At 64.4% G+C, this 19188-nt stretch carries 29 protein-coding genes and 1 tRNA gene; 10 read left to right on the top strand and 20 right to left on the bottom strand.

The window, feature by feature from the left end; all coding sequences use genetic code 11:
- Positions 1 to 89 precede the first annotated feature (89 nt).
- From thrS to ATCM_RS03635, 9 genes are all read left to right on the top strand, one after another.
- Positions 90 to 1991, top strand: a complete 1902-nt coding sequence (thrS, locus tag ATCM_RS03595) for a threonine--tRNA ligase (protein WP_132862876.1) — start codon at positions 90 to 92, stop codon at positions 1989 to 1991.
- Between the two features lie 65 nt (positions 1992 to 2056).
- Entirely contained in the window at positions 2057 to 2581 is a 525-nt protein-coding gene (gene infC / locus ATCM_RS03600; RefSeq protein ID WP_243694071.1) for a translation initiation factor IF-3, read from the top strand.
- 287 nt (positions 2582 to 2868) lie between these two features.
- A complete protein-coding gene (gene rpmI / locus ATCM_RS03605) occupies positions 2869 to 3066 on the top strand; it encodes a 50S ribosomal protein L35 (protein ID WP_010342861.1) in 198 nt (65 codons plus the stop codon).
- Between the two features lie 11 nt (positions 3067 to 3077).
- Positions 3078 to 3437: a 50S ribosomal protein L20 gene (rplT, locus tag ATCM_RS03610; RefSeq protein WP_054657697.1), complete on the top strand. Its 360-nt coding sequence runs from the start codon at positions 3078 to 3080 to the stop codon at positions 3435 to 3437.
- Positions 3438 to 3630: 193 nt separating this feature from the next.
- On the top strand, positions 3631 to 4626 hold the full coding sequence (pheS, locus tag ATCM_RS03615) for a phenylalanine--tRNA ligase subunit alpha (RefSeq protein ID WP_132862878.1): 996 nt from the start codon (positions 3631 to 3633) through the stop codon (positions 4624 to 4626).
- Between the two features lie 128 nt (positions 4627 to 4754).
- Positions 4755 to 7136, top strand: coding sequence for a phenylalanine--tRNA ligase subunit beta (gene pheT, locus ATCM_RS03620; RefSeq protein ID WP_132862879.1), 2382 nt, complete (start codon positions 4755 to 4757; stop codon positions 7134 to 7136).
- Positions 7137 to 7157: 21 nt separating this feature from the next.
- Entirely contained in the window at positions 7158 to 7457 is a 300-nt protein-coding gene (locus ATCM_RS03625) for an integration host factor subunit alpha (protein WP_054657702.1), read from the top strand.
- Entirely contained in the window at positions 7438 to 7794 is a 357-nt protein-coding gene (locus ATCM_RS03630; RefSeq protein WP_132862880.1) for a MerR family transcriptional regulator, read from the top strand. The genes ATCM_RS03625 and ATCM_RS03630 overlap by 20 nt, the downstream gene beginning before the upstream one ends.
- Positions 7795 to 7855: 61 nt before the next feature.
- A tRNA-Pro gene (locus ATCM_RS03635) sits at positions 7856 to 7932 on the top strand.
- 83 nt (positions 7933 to 8015) lie between these two features.
- Here the strand turns inward: ATCM_RS03635 and ATCM_RS03640 are convergent.
- From ATCM_RS03640 to ATCM_RS03735, 20 genes are all read right to left on the bottom strand, one after another.
- A complete protein-coding gene (locus ATCM_RS03640; RefSeq protein WP_132862881.1) occupies positions 8016 to 9113 on the bottom strand; it encodes a tyrosine-type recombinase/integrase in 1098 nt (365 codons plus the stop codon).
- A gap of 6 nt (positions 9114 to 9119) precedes the next feature.
- On the bottom strand, positions 9120 to 9317 hold the full coding sequence (locus ATCM_RS03645) for a hypothetical protein (RefSeq protein ID WP_132862882.1): 198 nt from the start codon (positions 9315 to 9317) through the stop codon (positions 9120 to 9122).
- Positions 9314 to 9541: a hypothetical protein gene (locus tag ATCM_RS03650; RefSeq protein WP_132862883.1), complete on the bottom strand. Its 228-nt coding sequence runs from the start codon at positions 9539 to 9541 to the stop codon at positions 9314 to 9316. Before ATCM_RS03650 ends, ATCM_RS03645 begins: the two co-directional genes overlap by 4 nt.
- Positions 9542 to 10223: 682 nt before the next feature.
- Positions 10224 to 10445 carry a hypothetical protein gene (locus ATCM_RS03655; protein WP_132862884.1) on the bottom strand — a complete coding sequence of 74 codons (222 nt, stop codon included), beginning with the start codon at positions 10443 to 10445 and terminating at the stop codon, positions 10224 to 10226.
- A gap of 225 nt (positions 10446 to 10670) precedes the next feature.
- Complete coding sequence (locus ATCM_RS03665) at positions 10671 to 10949, bottom strand: hypothetical protein (protein WP_132862886.1); 279 nt, start codon at positions 10947 to 10949, stop codon at positions 10671 to 10673.
- Positions 10939 to 11094 carry a hypothetical protein gene (locus ATCM_RS19220; protein WP_207911770.1) on the bottom strand — a complete coding sequence of 52 codons (156 nt, stop codon included), beginning with the start codon at positions 11092 to 11094 and terminating at the stop codon, positions 10939 to 10941. Before ATCM_RS19220 ends, ATCM_RS03665 begins: the two co-directional genes overlap by 11 nt.
- Positions 11095 to 11269: 175 nt before the next feature.
- On the bottom strand, positions 11270 to 11920 hold the full coding sequence (locus ATCM_RS03670; protein WP_132862887.1) for a hypothetical protein: 651 nt from the start codon (positions 11918 to 11920) through the stop codon (positions 11270 to 11272).
- On the bottom strand, positions 11917 to 12183 hold the full coding sequence (locus ATCM_RS03675) for a hypothetical protein (RefSeq protein ID WP_132862888.1): 267 nt from the start codon (positions 12181 to 12183) through the stop codon (positions 11917 to 11919). The genes ATCM_RS03670 and ATCM_RS03675 overlap by 4 nt, the downstream gene beginning before the upstream one ends.
- The gene (locus tag ATCM_RS19310) at positions 12176 to 12508 is read right to left on the bottom strand and encodes a hypothetical protein (protein ID WP_243693948.1); all 333 of its coding nucleotides are present in this window, start codon (positions 12506 to 12508) and stop codon (positions 12176 to 12178) included. Before ATCM_RS19310 ends, ATCM_RS03675 begins: the two co-directional genes overlap by 8 nt.
- A 2-nt stretch (positions 12509 to 12510) precedes the next feature.
- The gene (locus tag ATCM_RS03685; protein ID WP_165931112.1) at positions 12511 to 13122 is read right to left on the bottom strand and encodes a lambda exonuclease family protein; all 612 of its coding nucleotides are present in this window, start codon (positions 13120 to 13122) and stop codon (positions 12511 to 12513) included.
- Position 13123: 1 nt separating this feature from the next.
- Positions 13124 to 13864 carry an ERF family protein gene (locus tag ATCM_RS03690; protein ID WP_132862890.1) on the bottom strand — a complete coding sequence of 247 codons (741 nt, stop codon included), beginning with the start codon at positions 13862 to 13864 and terminating at the stop codon, positions 13124 to 13126.
- A gap of 343 nt (positions 13865 to 14207) precedes the next feature.
- A complete protein-coding gene (locus ATCM_RS03695) occupies positions 14208 to 14723 on the bottom strand; it encodes a hypothetical protein (protein WP_132862891.1) in 516 nt (171 codons plus the stop codon).
- Positions 14724 to 14761: 38 nt separating this feature from the next.
- Positions 14762 to 14998 carry a hypothetical protein gene (locus ATCM_RS03700; protein ID WP_132862892.1) on the bottom strand — a complete coding sequence of 79 codons (237 nt, stop codon included), beginning with the start codon at positions 14996 to 14998 and terminating at the stop codon, positions 14762 to 14764.
- A gap of 455 nt (positions 14999 to 15453) precedes the next feature.
- Complete coding sequence (locus ATCM_RS03705) at positions 15454 to 15669, bottom strand: hypothetical protein (RefSeq protein ID WP_132862893.1); 216 nt, start codon at positions 15667 to 15669, stop codon at positions 15454 to 15456.
- Entirely contained in the window at positions 15666 to 15977 is a 312-nt protein-coding gene (locus ATCM_RS03710) for a hypothetical protein (protein ID WP_132862894.1), read from the bottom strand. The genes ATCM_RS03705 and ATCM_RS03710 overlap by 4 nt, the downstream gene beginning before the upstream one ends.
- Entirely contained in the window at positions 15974 to 16357 is a 384-nt protein-coding gene (locus ATCM_RS03715; RefSeq protein ID WP_132862895.1) for a hypothetical protein, read from the bottom strand. The genes ATCM_RS03710 and ATCM_RS03715 overlap by 4 nt, the downstream gene beginning before the upstream one ends.
- A gap of 128 nt (positions 16358 to 16485) precedes the next feature.
- Complete coding sequence (locus ATCM_RS03720) at positions 16486 to 16995, bottom strand: hypothetical protein (RefSeq protein ID WP_132862896.1); 510 nt, start codon at positions 16993 to 16995, stop codon at positions 16486 to 16488.
- A gap of 1 nt (position 16996) precedes the next feature.
- Positions 16997 to 17365: a hypothetical protein gene (locus ATCM_RS19315; RefSeq protein ID WP_243693949.1), complete on the bottom strand. Its 369-nt coding sequence runs from the start codon at positions 17363 to 17365 to the stop codon at positions 16997 to 16999.
- 4 nt (positions 17366 to 17369) lie between these two features.
- Entirely contained in the window at positions 17370 to 17936 is a 567-nt protein-coding gene (locus ATCM_RS03730) for a helix-turn-helix transcriptional regulator (RefSeq protein ID WP_165931113.1), read from the bottom strand.
- A gap of 264 nt (positions 17937 to 18200) precedes the next feature.
- Entirely contained in the window at positions 18201 to 18470 is a 270-nt protein-coding gene (locus ATCM_RS03735) for a hypothetical protein (RefSeq protein WP_132862898.1), read from the bottom strand.
- A 351-nt stretch (positions 18471 to 18821) separates the two neighbouring features.
- Between ATCM_RS03735 and ATCM_RS03740 the strand changes: the two genes are divergently transcribed.
- Positions 18822 to 19187, top strand: coding sequence for a hypothetical protein (locus ATCM_RS03740; RefSeq protein WP_132862899.1), 366 nt, complete (start codon positions 18822 to 18824; stop codon positions 19185 to 19187).
- Position 19188: the final 1 nt, after the last annotated feature.

A 19188-nucleotide genomic window follows, 5' to 3' on the forward strand; every position in this document is an offset into this window, starting at 1 on the left:
GCTTTTTTATTGCCCGCAAATCCCCATCGAAGCCGCCCGTCGGGCTGTTTCCAGGCCCGTCCGCCGGGTCGTGACTCCAGGTGAATCCCATGATCAACATCACTCTCCCCGACGGCAGCGTCCGTCAGTTCGAAAACCCGGTCAGCGTCATGGATGTGGCCCAATCCATTGGTGCCGGCCTGGCCAAGGCCACCATCGCCGGTGCCGTGGATGGCGTGCAGGTCGATGCCAGCGACGTGATCGACCACGATGCCTCGCTGCGCATCATCACTGCCAAGGACGAGGAGGGTGTGGAGATCATCCGCCACTCCTGCGCCCACCTGGTCGGTCATGCGGTCAAGCAGCTCTACCCGGACGCCAAGATGGTGATCGGCCCGGTCATCGCCGAGGGCTTCTACTACGACATCTACAACGAGCGTCCGTTCACGCCGGACGACATGGCGGCGATCGAGAAGCGCATGGCCGAGCTGATCGCGCAGGACTACGACGTCATCAAGAAGATGACGCCGCGCGCGGAAGTGGTCGAGATCTTCAAGGCCCGCGGCGAGGACTACAAGCTGCGCCTGATCGAGGACATGTCCGAGGACATCACCGCGATGGGCATGTACTACCACCAGGAATACGTGGACATGTGCCGCGGCCCGCACGTGCCGAACACGCGTTTCCTGAAGTCCTTCAAGCTGATGCGCATCTCCGGCGCGTACTGGCGCGGCGATGCCAAGAACGAGCAGCTGCAGCGTATCTACGGCACGGCCTGGGCCGACAAGAAGCAGCTTGAGGCCTACATCAAGCGCATCGAGGAAGCCGAGATGCGCGACCACCGCCGCATCGGCAAGCAGCAGGACCTGTTCCACCTGCAGGAAGAGGCCCCGGGCTTGGTGTTCTGGCACCCGAAGGGCTGGTCGATCTGGCAGGTGGTCGAGCAGTACATGCGCAAGGTCTACCGTGACAGCGGTTACGGTGAAGTGCGTTGCCCGCAGATCCTGGACGTGAGCCTGTGGAAGAAGTCCGGCCACTGGGACAACTACCAGGACAACATGTTCTTCACCGAATCGGAGAAGCGCACCTACGCGGTCAAGCCGATGAACTGCCCGGGCCACGTGCAGGTGTTCAACCAGGGCCTGCACAGCTACCGCGACCTGCCGATCCGCTACGGCGAGTTCGGTTCGTGCCATCGCAACGAGCCGTCCGGCGCGCTGCACGGCATCCTGCGCGTGCGCGGCTTCACCCAGGACGATGGCCATATCTTCTGCACCGAGAACCAGATCGAGGCGGAGGTGACCGCGTTCCACCAGCAGGCGCTGGCGGTGTACCAGCACTTCGGCTTCGATGACATCCAGATCAAGATCGCGCTGCGCCCGGAATCGCGCCTGGGCGATGACGCGACCTGGGACAAGGCCGAAGGCGCGCTGCGTTCGGCGCTGACCCATTGTGGCGTGGAGTGGCAGGAGCTGCCGGGCGAGGGTGCCTTCTATGGCCCGAAGATCGAGTACCACCTGAAGGACGCCATCGGCCGTACCTGGCAGCTGGGCACGATGCAGGTCGACTTCATGATGCCCGGCCGCCTCGGCGCCGAGTACGTGGACGAGAACAGCCAGAAGAAGCACCCGGTCATGCTGCATCGCGCCATCGTTGGCTCGATGGAGCGCTTCCTGGGCATCCTGATCGAGCACCACGCTGGCGCCTTCCCGACCTGGCTGGCCCCGGTACAGGTGGTGGTGGCCAATATCACCGACGCTCAGGCCGAATACGTCGAGCAGGTTCGCAAAACCCTTGCAAATCAAGGCTTCCGGGTTGACGCCGATTTGCGCAACGAAAAGATCGGCTATAAGATTCGCGAGCATACCCTGCAGCGGGTGCCCTATCTGTTGGTCGTGGGTGACCGCGAAAAGGAAAACGGCGCCGTGGCTGTCCGCACCCGCTCGGGTGAGGACCTCGGTTCGATGTCGGTGGAAGCCTTCGTCGAGCGGCTGCAGGCTGAATTGAAGTAAGCAAGAGCCCCGGCCCCGCGGATACGTCCGCCGGGGCCGGTTCGATTCCATTCGGAGATTGCAATATCAGTACCCCTGACAACAAACAGAACCGTCGTAATCATGAAATCCGTGTGCCGCGCGTCCGCGTGATCGGCAGTGACGGTGAAATGATTGGCGTGTTGTCGCGCGACGAAGCGCTGTCGATGGCCGAGGAAGAAGGCCTGGACCTGGTCGAAATCCAGCCGCAGGCCGACCCGCCTGTGTGCAAGATCATGGACTTCGGCAAGTTCAAGTTCGAGATGCAGAAGAAGGCCAATGAGGCCAAGAAGAAGACCAAGCAGGTCGAGATCAAGGAAGTGAAGTTCCGTCCGGTCACGGACGAGGGCGACTACCAGATCAAGCTGCGCAACATGCGCCGCTTCCTCGAAGAGGGCGACAAGGTCAAGGTCAACATCCGCTTCCGTGGTCGCGAAATGAGCCACCAGGAGCTGGGTCGCGAGATGGCGACCCGCATCGAGACCGATCTGGGCGAAGACATCGTCATCGAATCGCGTCCGCGCCTGGAAGGCCGGCAGATGGTGATGATGATCGCGCCGAAGAAGAAGTAAGCCGGCGGCCTTCGGGCCTTCGCTTTGCTGAACGGGGAGGGGTTTCGACCATCTCCCCGTTGGCGTGCCTGTTCAGCCAGGATCCGCTTCCGCTTGCCTGTGATTGCAAGTGGCTGGGAGGAAAGGCATAATGGGCGGCCCGGTTCGCCGGGTTTGTTGTTTGCGTCAAAACAGGACCTGCCTGCCTCCTTCGGGGAGTGTGGGCTTTAGACAGGCAAGGGCAAGGACGGAAAGCGTGGCCACGGCCACCGCCCAGCCAGTGAAAAGAGACCATCAAGGACATAGCAATGCCCAAGATCAAGACCAACCGGGCGGCGGCCAAGCGTTTCCGCAAGACCGCTTCCGGCAAGTACAAGGCTGGCCACGCCAACCGTAGCCACATCCTCACCAAGAAGGCGACCAAGCGGAAGCGTAACCTGCGTCAGACGAACCACGTCCGCGCAGAAGACGCAGGCCGTCTGGACCGCATGCTGCCCTACCTCTGAGGAACTGAACCATGGCACGAGTTAAGCGTGGTGTGCAGGCGCGCCGCCGCCACAAGAAAGTATTGGATCTCGCCAAGGGCTATTACAACGCCCGTCGCAAGGTTTTCCGCGTCGCCAAGCAGGCGGTCATCAAGGCACAGCAGTACGCCTACATCGGCCGTAAGCAGAAGAAGCGCAATTTCCGTTCGCTGTGGATCACCCGCATCAATGCGGCTGCCCGCATCAACGGCCTGAGCTACAGCCGTTTCATGAACGGCCTGCTGAAGGCTGGCATCACCCTGGACCGTAAGGTCCTGGCTGATATCGCCGTGCACGACGCAGCCGGTTTTGCCGCTCTGGCAGAAAAGGCCAAGGGCGCACTGGCGGCATAAGTTCTTTCCATGGCCATTGTGCGTTCACGCACGGCGGCCTGAGTGAGACAATGCATGGGGAAGGGCGCGAGTCCTTCCCCATTCTTTTTTGTGGCCTTCCAGTGCTGTTGGGGTGGTGGAGGGTCTGCGGTGCGACGGGGTCGGCCCGGCGCGAGGCCGCTGAAGGCAAACCGATCCGAGGTCCGTCGATTCCATGAGTGACATCCAATCCTTGACCGCCCAGGCGCTGGCCGATGTGGCCGCCGCGCAGAACCCGGAAACGCTGGAAAACCTGCGCGTTTCATTGCTGGGCAAGAGTGGCAGCATCACCGCGCAGCTCAAGCAGCTGGGCACCCTGCCGCCGGACGCGCGCAAGGCCGCCGGCGAGGCGATCAATGTCGCCCGCGACGCGGTGTCCACCGCGCTTGCCGAGCGCAAGGTGCTGCTCGAAGATGCCGCCCTGGATGCGCGCCTGGCGTCGGAGCACATCGACGTCACCCTGCCGGGTCGCCATGGCGAGCGCGGTGGCCTGCACCCGGTGACGCGCACGCTGGAGCGCATCACCGAGATCTTCGGTCGCCTGGGCTACGAGCTGTCCGAAGGGCCGGAAATCGAGGACGACTGGCACAACTTCGAGGCGCTGAACTTCCCGCCGCACCATCCGGCGCGTGCCATGCACGACACCTTCTATTTCGGCGACGGCCGCCTGCTGCGCACGCATACCTCCGGTGTGCAGGTGCGCTACATGGGCGACCACGCGCCGCCGTTGCGGATGATCGCCGCCGGCAAGGTGTACCGCAGTGACAGCGACCAGACCCACTCGCCGATGTTCCATCAGGTCGAAGGGTTGCTGGTGGACGAGCATTCCACCTTCGCCGACCTCAAGGGCACGCTGTCCGAGTTCGTGCGTGCGTTCTTCGAGCGCGATTTCGAGATGCGGTTCCGCCCGAGCTATTTCCCGTTCGTGGAGCCGGGTGCGGAAGTGGACATCGCCTGGCAGCAGCCCGATGGCAGCACCCGCTGGCTGGAAGTACTGGGCTGCGGCATGGTCCACCCGAACGTGCTGCGCAGCGTGGGCATCGACCCGGAGCGTTACACCGGCTTCGCCTTCGGGCTGGGCGTGGAGCGCTTCGCGATGCTGCGTTACGGGGTGAACGATCTGCGCGCGTTCTTCGAGAACGACGTGCGCTTCCTCAAGCAGTTCGCGTAAGCGACGGGCCGTCGCGTCGGGGTTTGCCCGGCGCCGCTTGAACGTCGGTCCGCCCCGGGCGCAATGCGCTGGGCACCGGCACAAAAGAAACCGCAACGGGAGGCCCGGCCTCCCATCAGGGTGACAACATGAAATTCTCCGAAAGCTGGCTGCGCAGCCACGTACCGACCACCGCTTCGCGCGACGAACTGAGCGCGGTGTTGACCGCCATCGGCCTGGAGGTCGAGGAGGTCACGGCGCTGGGTGATGGCTTGGACAACGTGGTCGTCGCGCGCATCGTCGAAGCCGTGCGCCACCCGGAGGCCGACCGCCTGCAGGTGTGCAAGGTCGATGCCGGGCAGGGCGAGCTGCTGCAGATCGTCTGCGGTGCGCCGAACGCGCGCCCGGGTCTGGTCGCGCCGCTGGCAATGGTGGGCGCACAGATCGGCGAGCTGAAGATCAAGCCGGCCAAGCTGCGTGGCGTGGAGTCCAGCGGCATGCTGTGCTCGGCCAAGGAGCTGGGCCTGGATAACGACGCCTCCGGCCTGCTGGAGTTGCCGGACGACGCGCCGGTTGGTACGTCGCTGGTCGATTACCTCGGCCTGCCGGACGCGAGCATCGAGATCAAGCTCACCCCGAACCGCGCCGACTGCTTCAGCGTGCGCGGCATCGCCTTCGACGTGGCCGCGGCCACTCGCAGTGAAGTGAAGCCGTTCGCGGCCGATGCCGTTGCCGCGCAGGGTTCGCGCGAGCTGGCGATCCAACTCGACGCCGGTGCCGAAGCGCCGCGCTACCTTGGTCGCGTGATCGAAGGCGTCAACGCCCGCGCCACCACGCCGTTGTGGATGGCCGAGCGCCTGCGCCGCAGTGGCGTGCGCCCGGTATCGCTGCTGGTGGACATCACCCAGTACGTGATGCTGGAACTGGGCCAGCCGATGCACGCCTATGACCTGGACACCCTCAAGGGCAGCATCGGCGTGCGCCGTTCGCGCGCCGGTGAGTCGATCAAGCTGCTGGACGGCCGCGACGCGGCGCTGGATGACAGCTTCCTGGTGGTGACCGACGCCGACCGTCCGGTCGGCCTGGCCGGCCTGATGGGCGGCTTCGATACCCGCGTCACCGACGACACCACCAACGTGTTCCTGGAGGCCGCGCACTTCGCGCCGGCCGCCATCATGGGCCGTGGCCGCAAGCTGGGCCTGCATACCGATGCCGGCCATCGCTTCGAGCGTGGCGTGGACCCGCAGTTGCCGCGTACCGCCATCGAATACGCCACCCGGCTGGTGCTGGACCTGGCCGGCGGTACGCCGGCGCCGGTCACCGAGGCCGTGCGTGAAGCCGACCTGCCGGTGGCGGCCGTGATCGGCCTGCGCCGTGCGCGCATCCAGCGCGTGCTGGGCATCCAGATCGCCGATGCCGAAGTCGAGCGCATCCTGCGTGGGCTGGGCATGCAGGTCGAAGCTGCGGCGGACGGCTGGCGTGTGACCGGCCCGAGCAGCCGCTTCGATATCGCCATCGAGGAGGACCTGATCGAGGAACTGGCCCGCATCCACGGCTACGAGACGATCCCGACCACCTTGCCCGGTGGCGCAGCGCGCATCGCCATGCCCAGCGAAACCCGCTTGGACGAGCTGAGCGTGCGTCGCCAGCTGGTGGCGCGCGAGATGCTGGAAACCATCAACTTCGCCTTCGTCGATGCGCAGCTGCTGTCGCAGTGGCGGCAGGACGAAGGGCTGGTGCCGCTGGCCAACCCGCTGTCGGCCGAGCTGGCGGTGATGCGCCCGCTGCTGCTGCCGGGCCTGGTGGCCACGCTGGGCCGCAACGTGGCCCGCCAGGTGGGGCGTGTACGACTGTTCGAGATCGGCCGCGTATTCGCCCGGCAGGCGGGCGACGGCCAGCCCGCACCGCTGGAAACCGTGCGCGTGGCCGCTGCGGTGTGCGGCGATGCCGCCGCCCTGCAGTGGGGCGAGAAGGCGCGCAAGGTCGATTTCCATGACCTGAAGGGCGACCTGGAGTCGCTGGCACATGCCTCCGGGGCGGTGCTGGAGTTCCGCGCCTCGCAGCGTCCGTACGCCCATCCGGCGCGTTCGGCCGACGTCTGGCGCGACGGCCAGTGCATCGGTTGGATCGGTCAGGTGCACCCGCGCCTGGCCAAGGCGATGGACATTGACGTCGACGTGATTGGCTTCGAGCTGGACCTGGCGCCGTTGGCCGCGCGCAACCTGCCGCGTTCGGGCGAGTTGTCGCGCTTCCCGGCGGTGCGCCGCGACCTGGCGGTGCTGGTGGCTGAACAGGTCAGCTGGACTGACTTGGCGGCGACGATCCGCCAGGCCGGCGGCGAACTGCTGCGGGATGTCGTGCTGTTTGACCGGTATGTCGGGCAGGGCGTCGAACCGGGTTTCAAGAGCTTGGCTATGGGCTTGATTCTGCAAGACAAATCGCGCACCCTGACGGACCGTGACGTGGAGGCCGTGGTCACCGATGTGGTGGCGGCGATCGATCACGGGCACGGCGCAAAGATCCGTGGCTGAGGCGGGATACAGGGAGCAGGCATGGCATTGACCAAGGCGGAGATGGCGGACCGGTTGTTCGACGAGGTCGGTCTGAACAAGCGTGAGGCCAAAGAATTTGTCGACGCGTTCTTCGATGTGTTGCGTGATGCGTTGGAACAGGGACGTCAGGTAAAGCTGTCCGGTTTCGGTAACTTCGACCTGCGGCGCAAGAACCAGCGCCCGGGCCGCAACCCCAAGACCGGCGAGGAAATTCCGATTTCCGCCCGTACGGTGGTCACCTTCCGTCCGGGCCAGAAGCTCAAGGAGCGGGTGGAGGCATATGCTGGATCCGGGCAGTAACCGCGAACTTCCGCCGATTCCGGCCAAGCGCTACTTCACCATTGGTGAGGTCAGCGAGCTGTGCGACGTCAAGCCGCACGTGCTGCGCTACTGGGAGACCGAGTTCCCCAGCCTTGAGCCGGCCAAGCGCCGTGGCAACCGTCGTTACTACCAGCGCCATGACGTGCTGATGGTGCGGCAGATCCGCGGCCTGCTGTACGAACAGGGCTACACCATCGGCGGCGCGCGACTGCGTCTGGAAGGCGAGGGTGCCAAGGAAGAATCGGCACTGAGCAACCAGATCATCAAGCAGGTGCGGATGGAGCTGGAAGAAGTGCTGCAATTGCTGCGGCGCTGAACTTTTCGATGTGAAAGCCGGTATAATCACCAGCTCGCCTCACGGCGAAGCAGTAGATGTTCGGGGCGTAGCGCAGCCTGGTAGCGCATCTGCCTGGGGGGCAGAGGGTCGTCGGTTCGAATCCGGCCGTCCCGACCAATTACTGCATTAAGAACAAGGGCTTGCGGCTTTCGTCGCGAGCCCTTTTTCGTTGTGGCCACTAAGTGGCCACTATGCGTCCACTACTTGGGCAACGAAATGCCGGTGCTGACGGCTTGCCATGGGGCCTCGTGACCGCCCAGATAGTGCTCGGTCATGGCCACGTTGCTGTGGCCCATCAGCGCTTGGATCTGCTCATTCGTCCAGCCGGCTTCCTTCAACAAGGCACCGCCCAGGCTTCGGATCTCATGGAAGGTCGGCGGGTTGTCCGCTTCGATGCCGGCGGCGTCTCGGGCTGTAGCGAACGCGCGCGATAGTTGCTCGGGGAGAACCTGGGTGTGGTGGTCCCGGTCCTTGGCCCGCATGTTGCTGGGGCGCGCCTTCTCGGGCAGCCGGTGGATGAGGTAGGGCGACACGACCGAGTCACGGCAGCGGGCAAGCAGCTCGCCAAGGGGGCCGGTGGCAGCGATCTGCAGGCGGACGTTGGTGGAACCCTCGGTCTTCGACGGCACCACCCAGAGCGCGCCATCGCGCACGTCAGCGAACCTGGCCGATACCACGTCTTCCCGGCGCAGCAGCGTCAGCAGCGAAAGGTCCATGGCGTTGCGCACCCATTGGGGCGCCTGGTCCCAGATGGCGCGGTAGACGTCGATCGATAACCGCTCGCGCTTCCGGCTGTGAGAGAACTTGCGGGTGGACAGCGCGGGGTTGGTGTCGATCCAGCCTTCCTCGACCGCACATGCCAGAATCCAGCCCAGCACCAGCCGGAACTGCTGGCGCGCGCGCTCGGACTCGGTGACCTCTCGAATGAAGGTGGCACAAGCCTTCACCGTCACGTCGGCCACGGCGGTACCGCCCAGCCCGGCTTCGATTCGGCGAATCACGCTTTCGTAGACCTCGGCGGTCTTCGGCGCCCACTTCCGGCCGGGGATGTCGTCGGTCCTGAACACCTTGATGGCATCGGCCACCGTCTCGCCAGGGGTCAGCACCTTGCCCACCAGGTCATTCCCGGGCATCAGCAGGGCGTTGAGCTTCTTGGCGGCGGCGAAGGCCTTGGCCTTGTCCTTGCCCATGGAGTGTTCTTTGCGGGTGATCGGGTGCCGATACTTGAACCCGTCGCGGTGGGCATAGAGGTTGGCCGGCCAGTCGCGGCGGCTCGGATGGCGTGCACGTCCCATCATGGCAAGTTACGCCGCCGCCAGTACGCTGGCGACCAGGTCGTCACCGCCGGCCAGCCAGGCGTGTTCATCGACATACCACTGGCCGACGACCTTCTGGCACGGGAGGCGACCTTCGCGGCACCAGCGGCCGATCAGCTTTTGGTCTGGCCGGCTGTCTTTATCGAAGTACTTTTCAGCCCATTTGTGGGCCAGCATCAGCTTCATGCTGCCTCTCCTTCCAGCGCCGCACGGGCGCTCTTGTTGCGGTTGAATGGCCGCATGATCTTCTGGGCCTCAGCTAGGTCGCCGCGGGCAAGGGCGATCACGGCCAGGCCGCGCGCCTCCCACATGCGGCGGGTACGTGGCCGGGCCTTGTCCAGGTTGACCCCGGCCTTGCGGGCCAGGTCGTGACCGATGGCAATGTGGTCGATCGCTTCAGCGGCGCTCATACGGCATGCCTCAGCATTGGCCGCACTGGCCCGAACCACAGGGCGGCCGGCTTGGCTGCTCGGGCGGCGACTGGCGTGTTTTGGCTAGCCTTTCCTGCACCCAGTGCCACTTCGACTGGATGGCGCTTCAGTCTGCGATGCAATCCAGCCGGGCTGATCTGGAGCTCGCGCGCCCACTGTGAAAGCGTTTGTGTTCTGCCCTGGAATGTCAGATGGACGTTGTCGCGCCTGTTGCTTGACTGCTGTTCAGTCGTGGCCCAACGGCAATTTGATGGCTCGTAGTTGCCGTTATTGTTGACCCGGTCAATCGATAGGTCTGCCGAGGGTCGTGCGCCCATATCAGCGAGGAAGTTCTCGAACGATGCCCAGCGCTCACAGACGCGAATGCCGCGCCCGCCGTATCTATCCCATCCCCTCGCGGAAGGATCATTGCATCTGGCGAGCATTCCGGCCCATGCTTGGTACTCGGCCGAATGGCTGAGTCCGTGGATTGTGTGTGTTTCGTTCCACAAGCATCCACAGGACCGGGTATGCCCGGTTCGGGCATGTGACGCGAGAGTGATGGTCTCTCCACCGCACACGCATGCGAAAAGCCACAGCGCCCCACCGGACTTGTAGGTGCCGACCCTGCGCACAGCAGTCAGCCGTCCGAAGGTTTGGCCGCAAATGTCGGAATGCTTCATCAGATCCTCCAGCCTGGATTGGGCCGCACAAAGCCATACCAACGATCCGCGCGGTTGTTGAGGTCGATTTGGACGGGGTCGCGGGGGATCGGAGGCAGTGGCATGCGATAGCGCCTCCGGTCGTTGACGCAGACGGTGCAGGTGCCGGCACGGCCCTGGCGGCCCTTGCTCGGGAAGGCCAGATCGGGAAGCAGGCGCTGGCAGGCGTTGCAGTTACGCATCGCTCGCCTCCTGCGGGCTGTCCGCGTCCAGATAGCGCAGCTTCCACGTAGGGTGCAGCCTGACGGCGCGAGGCCGGCTGTCCAACTCGACCTTCAGGTGCCCGCTCGGCGTTGCAGAGATGATCGTCCCAGGCTCAGGCCTGCCATCCCCGGTGTACTCGACACGACCACCGCGCTTGGCTGGCACGCCATAGTTCTTGCGGACCCACTCCATGCCGCCGGCCATCACTTCACCCCCTGCGGGCGGGCGGCGAGCATTGCGGCCCATGACCCATGGACGAAATCGGCGGAACTCTCCCCAAGGGGCGCGAACAAGCCTGCATTGAACATCTCGTCGGTCAGCTCCACCGGCACCAGCACGAACCCCTCCGACGCGGCGCGCAGGGCGGAAATAATCTCGATGGCATCAGCTATAAGAATGGCGCAGTAATTCTCGCCGCGTTCACGAAGTATTCCTTTCGCTTCAGTAAGCGACAAAATGGCGCGCTGCTGGTCATAGGTCATGTTCGTACCCCATATCCCAGATGATGTGCATGAACCCGACCTTGTGGCTTGGAAGATCGGAGAGCGAATTGAGCGCGGCCACGAAAGCGGCAGTGACGCGGCCGCACCCGACCACCTCACGCATGAACTTATAGCGCCGCTTCATTCCGACACCCCCGCGCCGTGGCTGGTGGGCTGCTTGTGGAACTCGCGGTTACTGCACGCAAGAATTCCCGCAAGATCGTTCGGTCTGCGTCCGCAGTTCGGGCACCAGTTTTTGTGCTGCTCAAGATTCCTCAGCGCCAAGCCGAGAGCCATTGCTATGACGGCACGATTGACATTCACGACCCCACCTCGGCGCTGGTGGCCTGCAGGGCGGCATCAAGATCGCGACGAGCTGAATTCCTGCGTGCCATCACGGACTCGTACAGATCCCGATTAGGCCCAGCCGTCTCCCAGTTATCCAGCGCGTCCTGCGCCTCAAGAAACCCGTTCAATTCTTCACGCAGGTCCACATCGCTGCCGCCCTTGGGGCTGGCGTCGATCAGGGGCAGCTTGCTCGTCCAGCGCTCGATGGCCTCCAGCATCTGCATGGCGCAATGGTTCTGCGCGTCTGCCGAAGCTCCTGCTGCTTCGACAATCCAGCTTGCCGCCACCATCGACAAGTCGCTCAGGATGTCGGACACGAGGTAGATCCCCGGCGCTGCGGCGACGGGGGCGATTCGCTTGCCCGCTGCACGAATAGCCTCTCCGATATCAATGGTTTCTCCGGGGGCGTCGTACATGCAGCCGGCCCACTGCTGTGCGATCTGTTCAATCACCGCCGCCTCCTGCGCTGCGGCGGGCTTGGGCAGGCATTCGTCCAGGGCCTGCTGCATCCATTGTTCGGCGGCGTTGCGGTCGAAGTGATCGGAAGCCGAGTTGCCGCTGTTGCGCGCGAACGCTTCGAACATGGCTGCGGCCAGCGGGCTGGCGTGCGGATTGGTGCTCATGCTGCTTGCTCCTCCAATGCGGTCAGGTCGATCTCGTCCACGCGGTCGCGCAGCTGGCGCTTCAAACTGCGCAGGACCTTGGCGACGTGCGCCGGCTCGCTGCCGGTGAAGAACGTGCGGGCTTCCATGTGCAGCTTTCCGGTCAGCTCGCGGCGGAAGATGCGGTAGACCACGGCCGAGCTGTCATCGGTCGGATACCGGCCCCAGCTCAGTCCCTGGTTGCGCTTCGGCGCGCGGCGGGTGAATCGGTTGCGGTCAGCCATTGCTCTGCTCCAGCAGAAATTGCGGATCGATCGACCAACCGGCCTCGCGTGCAGCACGCAGGCGCAGCTCGTTGGCGTCGAACTCGTCCAAGGAAAGGGCGGTGATCGCGCCCTCGACGTGATGCGGCTGCAGGGGCCGCTCGGTACGCTGGAAGATGCGCCACACGCTGAACCGCTTGCAGTTCCACGCAGTGGCCAGGGAATCCAGCGTCCGGCCGGCGTCGTGCAGATGGCGGCGCAGGATGTCTCGCGCCGTGATGTGCGCGGGCAGCGGCTGGCGCAGTGCGGCGAGCATGCCGGCGGTTCGGTAGGTGGCGCGCTGCATGGTCAAGCCACCCCCGGCAGGAACTTGGCCCGTGCGGCGTGGTACTCGCGCACGAACCGATCGAGGTGGCCCTGCAGCTTCTCGGTGAAGCCATCGGGCGTGACGCGCACAAGGAGCGGCTCGTAGCCGGGGCAGTACGAAAGGAAGTCCCACCAGGCGCGGCCGGTGATGATCAGGCTGCCGTGCACCTGCGGCTTGTGCTCGTCGGGGATGCCGCCGGCGCGAACCCACTTCACGTGCGTGGGGCCGTCCGGGCACTTGATCTCCAGGCCGCCGTCGGCGCCGATCAGGCTGTCCGGGCTGCAGCCGAGCGTACCGGCGTCGTTAAGGATGAAGCCGACCTGCTGGGGCACCACGTCCTGCTCGAAGGCGTAGTACTCGCGGGCGTCCGGCTCCAGTTCCTTGCCGCGCAGGGTGTGCCGGTTGCCGCCGAACGATTCGGCAGCCTCCGGTCGCATCAACTCATCGATCAGCTGGTTGATGTACGTGTCGGCGGCCGCGGCGTACTCGCCCTTCTTGGGCGTGATGATGCTGCCGAACTCGCTGGCGGTCGGGACCCCAAGTCGGGCGGCGTACCAGGCCTGTGAACCTTGCTCAATGTCGAGGATGCGCATGTCAGTCCCGCGGCTTGGTTGCTGTGCCGGCCCGGTTGAACGCAGCGCGCACACTTGGCGGAAGGTCAGAGGCATTGCCGCCGTAGTCGGCCAAGACCTCGGCCTTCTTCGCCTTGTAGACCTCATGCGATTTCAGCCCGTCAGCGACGGCAACCCACCGCTTTGCCTTCTCGCGTTCGGCGCGCTTTTCCTCCGTCTCGGCAGTAGCGAATGCATCGTCGTCCTCGCCGTGGCTGGTGAGATTGAGCAAGGCGCCGGCCGCATATCGCTTGCCGTAGCTGACGCTGGAGGCAACGGCTTGCACAGCGTTCTTGTTGCCGCTGGGGTCGGCCGGCAGCTTGATCGTTGTTTCCTCCCGGTGGCCGCCCTTGTGGGACAGCACGCCAGTTACCGCGATGCCGTCTGCAAAGTCGGTGCGGAAGGACAGGGCAAAGCCGAAGCGCTTCAGGATCGGCTTGACCGCGGTGTTGATGTCCTCCCACAAGGCATAGGTGTACCGGCCTGCGGCATTGCCGCGCTCGCCGATGCTGGGCAGGGCATCCTGCATTTCTGCAAGGTCAGCGGCGAAGTCAGCTGCGGCCTGGCGCGCCTGGATGCGTTCATGCATTTGCAACAGTCGCTCCATCTTCTCGATGTCGCAGTTGGGGTCTGCGGCGGCACGCGAGATAACCGCCAGGATGGTCGCGCCCTCATTGCTGGGCTGCGGGAAGTTGTCGGGTTCAATCGCGACTACTGCGTTCACGGATAGCTCCTGCCGGCGGTGCCGGCGCGGTGGGAATGAGGTGCCGGCACAATCACCTGCCGGCTGGTGTCGAAGGATTGCCGCCTCCGATCAGCACCTTTGGTCCAAGGCCGGCGTTGCTCGCTCTCGCGGGGTGTATGGAGGAGAGGGCCGGTGCTGATCTCCGGCTTGAACTATTTCCGGCCTAGTTGCACCCGATGGGCTGGGGTCGTCGTCCGGTATTACTGGTTGGTCGCGGCTTACCGGGCAGTTAGGCAACTTGTCTTACAGCCGCGCTTGTTCCACCAACCATTCGCATCCCTCAATGCTGCGCATCAGCCTGCGCATTCCTCTCCGTAGGTGGTCAGGCGGCCAGGTCGGTCTGCTGTGCAGCAGCCTTCGGCGGGGTCAGGGTCAGCAGCACGTCTTCGCGGATCAGGGCTTCGGACAGCTCGGCCAGCTCGTCGGGCGTGACGTTGGCCGAGGCGGTGAACGACAGGCCGACGCTGCCGCCTTCCTTCGGTTCAATGACGAAACGCTTCAGCTTCACGTCGACCAGCACGATGGGATCCACGCCTTCCAGCAGGCCATCGATCTGCAGCTCGTAGCCGGTGAACTCGTGGGCCAGCTTCAGCGGCTCCAGGCTCGGGAACTTCACGGCCGACAGCGGCGTGTCACCGATGGGCAGGTCCTGCTGCTCACCCTTGCCGGGCTTGCGGAACAGGGCTTCCTTCAACCCCTTCTCGATGCTGTCCAGAAAGTTGTTGCCGGCGCTGGTGGTGAACTTGATGTCGGCCGCCAGCTCGCGTTCCTCGCCATGGCGCTCGATGCGCTGGTTGACGTTGGCGATGGCCGAGTCGTGCTTTTCCAGTTGGAACATGGGTATTGCCTCGGTAGGGCCGGCCGCGCCGGCGGGGATCAGCGGATGTCGCGCTTGCGCTGGGCCGGGAAGCCACCGCGCGGGCGGATGAAGGAGGTCTGGTGCGGACGAATGCGACGCCACTGCTTGCGGGTGTGCTTGATGACCAGGAACAGGAACACCAGCACCACCACGGCGATGGGCAGCAGCAACGAGTCGGCGTGGACCTTCACCGCGCGACGCAACATGTCGGCGAAGAAGGTCATCAGCGCGGCGTAGATGCAGAGACGGATCACTGGTCTTCCTCCTGCGCGCACACGCCTTCAGCGGCTTCGAGCACGTCCAGCGGGTCGGGCGCCTTGATCGGCGGCAGGCCGCGCTGCATGGCGGCGATGAAGTCCTTGTCGTCCATCACGAGGCACCTCCCACGCGGACCAGCAGCACCACCAAGGCACCAAGCACCAATGCAGCGGCGCCGGCGAACAGGGCCAGGTCGAACATCGCGCGCCGGCAGCTCATGCAGCACCGCCCGTCGCGCTCGACAACTCAGCGCGCAGTTCGGCAATGCGTCGGCGGTCCTTCGCTGCGTCGGCTTGGTAGCCAGCTGCGACGCGCGCAGACGCGGCCCGATTGGGGTTGCGAGGGTTGTTGGCCCGTCGCTCGAAGTAGCGGGCGCGTCGGCTCGCCCCTCGCTCCAGAAGCAAGCACCAGGCGAGGCTGTTTCGCACACGCTGCACATCGACAGAGGCGCTCATGCAGCACCGCCCGGGCCAAGGGGGCCAGACCGATAGCTGTTGCGGACTTCCCAAGCCTTGCGGCGCAGCGCCCCGGCGATGTCGTTGCCGTCGCGGCCCTCGGCCTGCTCGTGGACGATGCTGCGGATGACCAGCTTGTCGTCCCAGCCAACCTTTCGGGCAGCGTCGCGGGCGGTCTGGAAGGGGCGCAGCGAGAGGATGACGGCGCTCATGCCTGCTCTACCATGCGAGCGATGGCGCGCTGGGCGTCCCATACGCGGTAGTCCATGGCTTCTTCGTGGTAGGCCTGCGAATGGGCCAGCATCGTGCGGAAGCCGTTCATCGCAGCGTGGTCGCCACGGTCACCGCGCTCCTGAATCTCCCGGACAACTGCCGCCATCTGCATGCACAGCTTGTAGCCGGCGATTTCGTCCAACTTGGCGAAGAAGTCCGCCTGCTGCTCAGAGTTCATTTCCCAGAACATCTCAGCCAGTTCGGCAGGACCGATAGAGACGCTCGTCATCACGTCGATGGCGCTCATGCGGCCACCCCATAGCGCGCTTCCTGACCAGCCTGTTCGGCCTTGAACGCTTCGTGCTCGGCGTCGGTGCTGGCGTCGCGCTCGATGCGCTCACGGGTGAGCTCGGTCAGTTCGGCGAACAACACCCGGCCAGCCTCGGCCATGCCGCAGTCGGTCACCGCGAGGTCGTAGGCGGCACGGAAGCGGGCCAGCTGCTTGGCCAGGCCTTCGCCACCGTCCTCGCCCATGTACTCGGCAATGGCGTCAGCGAACAGGCCTTCGTCGGCCAGCCGCTGGCTGGTCAGTTCGGCGGTGCGCTCGGCGACGAACTCAGCCCGGGCCTGTTCACGGGCGCTGATCCGGTCGTCGGTGGTCTTCCAGTGGTCGTAGGCCGTAGCCATGTCTCTTGCCCCGTGGATGGCCCGGGTGGGCCGACGGGGTAAAGATATGCACAACGGGATATCAATGCAATCCCGAAAGGGATATTTTTATGCAATTCCCGACGAACGGTAGGTTCGAACGGGTGTGCTTACCGCACCAGCTTGGCTCCGCCGCCGTGGACGATGTAGAGGATCACTCGCCAAACGCCCGCTGCGAGCAGTCCAGAAAGAACGACTGCAAGCAGGAAGGCGCCCGCTGAAAGAGCCACGTTGCGCGGCGAGAGCTTGGGGTCGGTCCGGTAAGTCTGGGGGTATCGCGCTAGGAAGTCGGCCATCGTCTTGGCCTTGTCATGCTCCGACAGCGCGCCGAACTCTCCCGTGTCTGCAATCTTTCCAGCCTCGACCAAGGAATAGTAGAGCGCCTCCGCAGAGTAGAGATCGCCGCAGATTACGGTTGACGCGGGCGGACTGTCGTAGGTGGTGATCGAGCAGGGAGTCCAGGGACCAGTGTCCTCTGTAACGCTGTTCCAACTATAGGTTGATGCCGGCGGTGCCCAGGTGACTGCCGAGACGGCTAGGGTTGCGAGGGAAGCCATCACAACGCCGCCAATGAGTGCGATCTTTGTCAGGCGGTGCCACCAGCTCTCTATGATCTCCATGCTAGAGGCTCAACCGTTGTGCTCGAACCAAGCCAGCATCATCGAAGCTGATCCCCTCAACGCAACACTCGCGTGCGCGCTCAACCCGTTCTTTCAGATCCAGCAGATCCTCGTCCGTCAGGCACTCGATCGTGCCATTCACGTGTGCCGTTTCCTGTCGAATCAGCCACGAAAGGCAGTACATCCGCGCCAGATCACGGATGCGGCTGTAGACGATGTCACGCGTAGCGGGATCCATTCCCTTTCTCTGGAAAGGAACTACTTTCCCCCGACGGACGAGCATTGGCGAGCCTGACTTCTTGGGCGCAATGCCCATAGCTGCCGCCATTTCCGTGGCCAGTTCCTTCAAACGCGCATCGCTGATCGTCATTAGCTCACCCTGTTTTGCGGAGTTCAGCAGCGAAGCGACGCAGTGCAACTATTACGTTGCTGTCATCGAGGATGCCGTTGGCACCCTCGTCGCGAACCACTTTCATCGCGACGAAAAGGCGCTCGGCAAGGTCGCCTGGCGACGAGGGCTCGGGGGACATCGCCTCCAGTTCGCGCACCAGCTTCACTGCTGCCTCAACTATGGCCCGTTCAGATCCCACCGGCTGAGACTCGACTGGGCGATCGGTGGCGGTCAGGTCCCGCCACATCAGATCGCTGGCCGAGACACCGAGGTGGGCCGCCAGCAGGCCCAGTTTCTCGGGGTTCGGCTTGCTGATCTTGCCCGATAGGTAACGACTGACCCACGACTGGCCAATGCCGGAGGCCACTGCGGCGTCGGCGGCGGTTGTCTGCCTCAAGTGGAGCAGATGCCGGATGTTTCGACGGGGGAGGTCATCTTCATGCATATGCGGATGATCCCGCATACCGCTCGTCGGGGAAAATGCATTTGGGGATTCCAATACTATCCCGAACGGGATATCTTCCGGCTCCATGAACCCTTCAACCGCCATCGATGTCCTCCGCGCTGCGGGGCTCACGGAGCAGGCCATTGGGGCCGCCGTGGGCGCTCGTCAGTCCACCATCAATCGGATTCGCCGGAACCAGATGCAACCGACCTATGAGATAGGGAAGGCGCTGGTCGACATGGCTCAGGCTGCAGAGCAACTGGCCCGGCGGGCGGCACGCCGGAAGGCCGCGAAATCCCGCCCGGCCCCGGAAGGGGAGGCGGCCTGAGATGGATGCCGATCGGCAGAAGCTATCTCGGCTCCTGGAACTCAGGGCAGCTTTCGACTCCAAGCGTCGAGCTGTTCCTTCAGTCGGGCGGACACTTCGCTGGTGCTCTGCGCTGGCGTCCCTTTGTCGAAGCCTACGTCGCCAAGTTGGGTTAGCCGGTAGTTCGCCACGCTCTGGAAAGTCTCCCGGAGCGCAGGGTGATCGGGATGGGTCGCTATGAGCGCGATCAACACGCAGTCCTGCGCGATCTCGGCTGACAGCCGCTCCATCTGGTCGAGTTCGAGCGCCTGCAGGCGTTCTTCGAAGTTCATGTCCGTCTCCGGTAGTGGTCTGGTTGGGTCGCACCACCAATCCTACCGGCTGACGGGCACCCAATGCCCAAGCCACTCAACGCCCTCCTGGGAACGGCACAACGACGCAGGGAAGGGTGGGGCGCTCCCGTTTGCGCGGCTCGACAAGACGCGCATGCACCCGATCACCACGGCGGCTGATCACGTAGATCCGGCCGCACATCCGCTGAAGCGTCAGGACGTTGGCTCCGGCTCTTTGAACTGATTTCCGCACTGGCTGCACTCCGATTGGGGTGCGGCCATTTTCAGAACCATCCAGGGGAACGCAGGGGAAAACGTGTTCCCAAGGATTCCCCTCAACGAGGCAAGTGCATGAAAAGCCTGCAAATTACCTACGAAGACGGCCTCACGCGCAACCGATCACTGCGCGAACACATCGCGGCTCAGGTGTACGCCGGCGCCGGTGTCACCGCAGTGGCCGGCCGGTTGGACATGGCCCCGTCGAAGCTCAGCGAGAAGCTGGCCGGCAGCGACAGCAGTGGGAAGCCGCGCGGCCTGTCGATCGATGACCTGGAGAAGTACATCACCGAGACCCGCGACGTGTCCCCGATTCACTACCTGATCGAGCGGTTCCTGATCAGCCCCGAGGCTGCCACTGCCGAGGCGCTGGCCGAGCTGCAGCAGCAGCTTGCTGGCCTCAGCGGGACGCTGGCAAAGCTGGGGGTGCGCTGGCCATGAA

Source organism: Stenotrophomonas sp. ATCM1_4 (assembly GCF_004348115.1).
Classification (GTDB): Bacteria; Pseudomonadota; Gammaproteobacteria; order Xanthomonadales; family Xanthomonadaceae; genus Stenotrophomonas; species Stenotrophomonas capsici.

Excerpts from the sequence above, each read along its gene's own strand:
- ATCM_RS03740 (WP_132862899.1), top strand. The coding sequence starts at position 18,822 with ATGAAAAGCCTGCAAATTACCTACGAAGACGGCCTCACGCGCAACCGA.
- ATCM_RS19315 (WP_243693949.1), bottom strand. The coding sequence starts at position 17,365 with ATGACGATCAGCGATGCGCGTTTGAAGGAACTGGCCACGGAAATGGCG.
- ATCM_RS03710 (WP_132862894.1), bottom strand. The coding sequence starts at position 15,977 with ATGAGCGCCATCGACGTGATGACGAGCGTCTCTATCGGTCCTGCCGAA.
- ATCM_RS03695 (WP_132862891.1), bottom strand. The coding sequence starts at position 14,723 with ATGTTCCAACTGGAAAAGCACGACTCGGCCATCGCCAACGTCAACCAG.
- ATCM_RS03705 (WP_132862893.1), bottom strand. The coding sequence starts at position 15,669 with ATGAGCGCCGTCATCCTCTCGCTGCGCCCCTTCCAGACCGCCCGCGAC.
- rplT (WP_054657697.1), top strand. The coding sequence starts at position 3,078 with ATGGCACGAGTTAAGCGTGGTGTGCAGGCGCGCCGCCGCCACAAGAAA.
- ATCM_RS03650 (WP_132862883.1), bottom strand. The coding sequence starts at position 9,541 with ATGAGCGCCGCTGAAGCGATCGACCACATTGCCATCGGTCACGACCTG.
- ATCM_RS03655 (WP_132862884.1), bottom strand. The coding sequence starts at position 10,445 with ATGCGTAACTGCAACGCCTGCCAGCGCCTGCTTCCCGATCTGGCCTTC.
- ATCM_RS03625 (WP_054657702.1), top strand. The coding sequence starts at position 7,158 with ATGGCATTGACCAAGGCGGAGATGGCGGACCGGTTGTTCGACGAGGTC.
- ATCM_RS19310 (WP_243693948.1), bottom strand. The coding sequence starts at position 12,508 with ATGCAGCGCGCCACCTACCGAACCGCCGGCATGCTCGCCGCACTGCGC.
- thrS (WP_132862876.1), top strand. The coding sequence starts at position 90 with ATGATCAACATCACTCTCCCCGACGGCAGCGTCCGTCAGTTCGAAAAC.
- ATCM_RS03685 (WP_165931112.1), bottom strand. The coding sequence starts at position 13,122 with ATGCGCATCCTCGACATTGAGCAAGGTTCACAGGCCTGGTACGCCGCC.
- ATCM_RS03630 (WP_132862880.1), top strand. The coding sequence starts at position 7,438 with ATGCTGGATCCGGGCAGTAACCGCGAACTTCCGCCGATTCCGGCCAAG.
- pheS (WP_132862878.1), top strand. The coding sequence starts at position 3,631 with ATGAGTGACATCCAATCCTTGACCGCCCAGGCGCTGGCCGATGTGGCC.
- ATCM_RS03640 (WP_132862881.1), bottom strand. The coding sequence starts at position 9,113 with ATGATGGGACGTGCACGCCATCCGAGCCGCCGCGACTGGCCGGCCAAC.
- ATCM_RS03715 (WP_132862895.1), bottom strand. The coding sequence starts at position 16,357 with ATGGCTACGGCCTACGACCACTGGAAGACCACCGACGACCGGATCAGC.
- ATCM_RS03665 (WP_132862886.1), bottom strand. The coding sequence starts at position 10,949 with ATGACCTATGACCAGCAGCGCGCCATTTTGTCGCTTACTGAAGCGAAA.
- ATCM_RS03735 (WP_132862898.1), bottom strand. The coding sequence starts at position 18,470 with ATGAACTTCGAAGAACGCCTGCAGGCGCTCGAACTCGACCAGATGGAG.
- ATCM_RS03675 (WP_132862888.1), bottom strand. The coding sequence starts at position 12,183 with ATGGCTGACCGCAACCGATTCACCCGCCGCGCGCCGAAGCGCAACCAG.
- pheT (WP_132862879.1), top strand. The coding sequence starts at position 4,755 with ATGAAATTCTCCGAAAGCTGGCTGCGCAGCCACGTACCGACCACCGCT.
- ATCM_RS03645 (WP_132862882.1), bottom strand. The coding sequence starts at position 9,317 with ATGAAGCTGATGCTGGCCCACAAATGGGCTGAAAAGTACTTCGATAAA.
- rpmI (WP_010342861.1), top strand. The coding sequence starts at position 2,869 with ATGCCCAAGATCAAGACCAACCGGGCGGCGGCCAAGCGTTTCCGCAAG.
- ATCM_RS03730 (WP_165931113.1), bottom strand. The coding sequence starts at position 17,936 with ATGGCGGTTGAAGGGTTCATGGAGCCGGAAGATATCCCGTTCGGGATA.
- ATCM_RS03720 (WP_132862896.1), bottom strand. The coding sequence starts at position 16,995 with ATGGAGATCATAGAGAGCTGGTGGCACCGCCTGACAAAGATCGCACTC.
- ATCM_RS19220 (WP_207911770.1), bottom strand. The coding sequence starts at position 11,094 with ATGAAGCGGCGCTATAAGTTCATGCGTGAGGTGGTCGGGTGCGGCCGC.
- ATCM_RS03670 (WP_132862887.1), bottom strand. The coding sequence starts at position 11,920 with ATGAGCACCAATCCGCACGCCAGCCCGCTGGCCGCAGCCATGTTCGAA.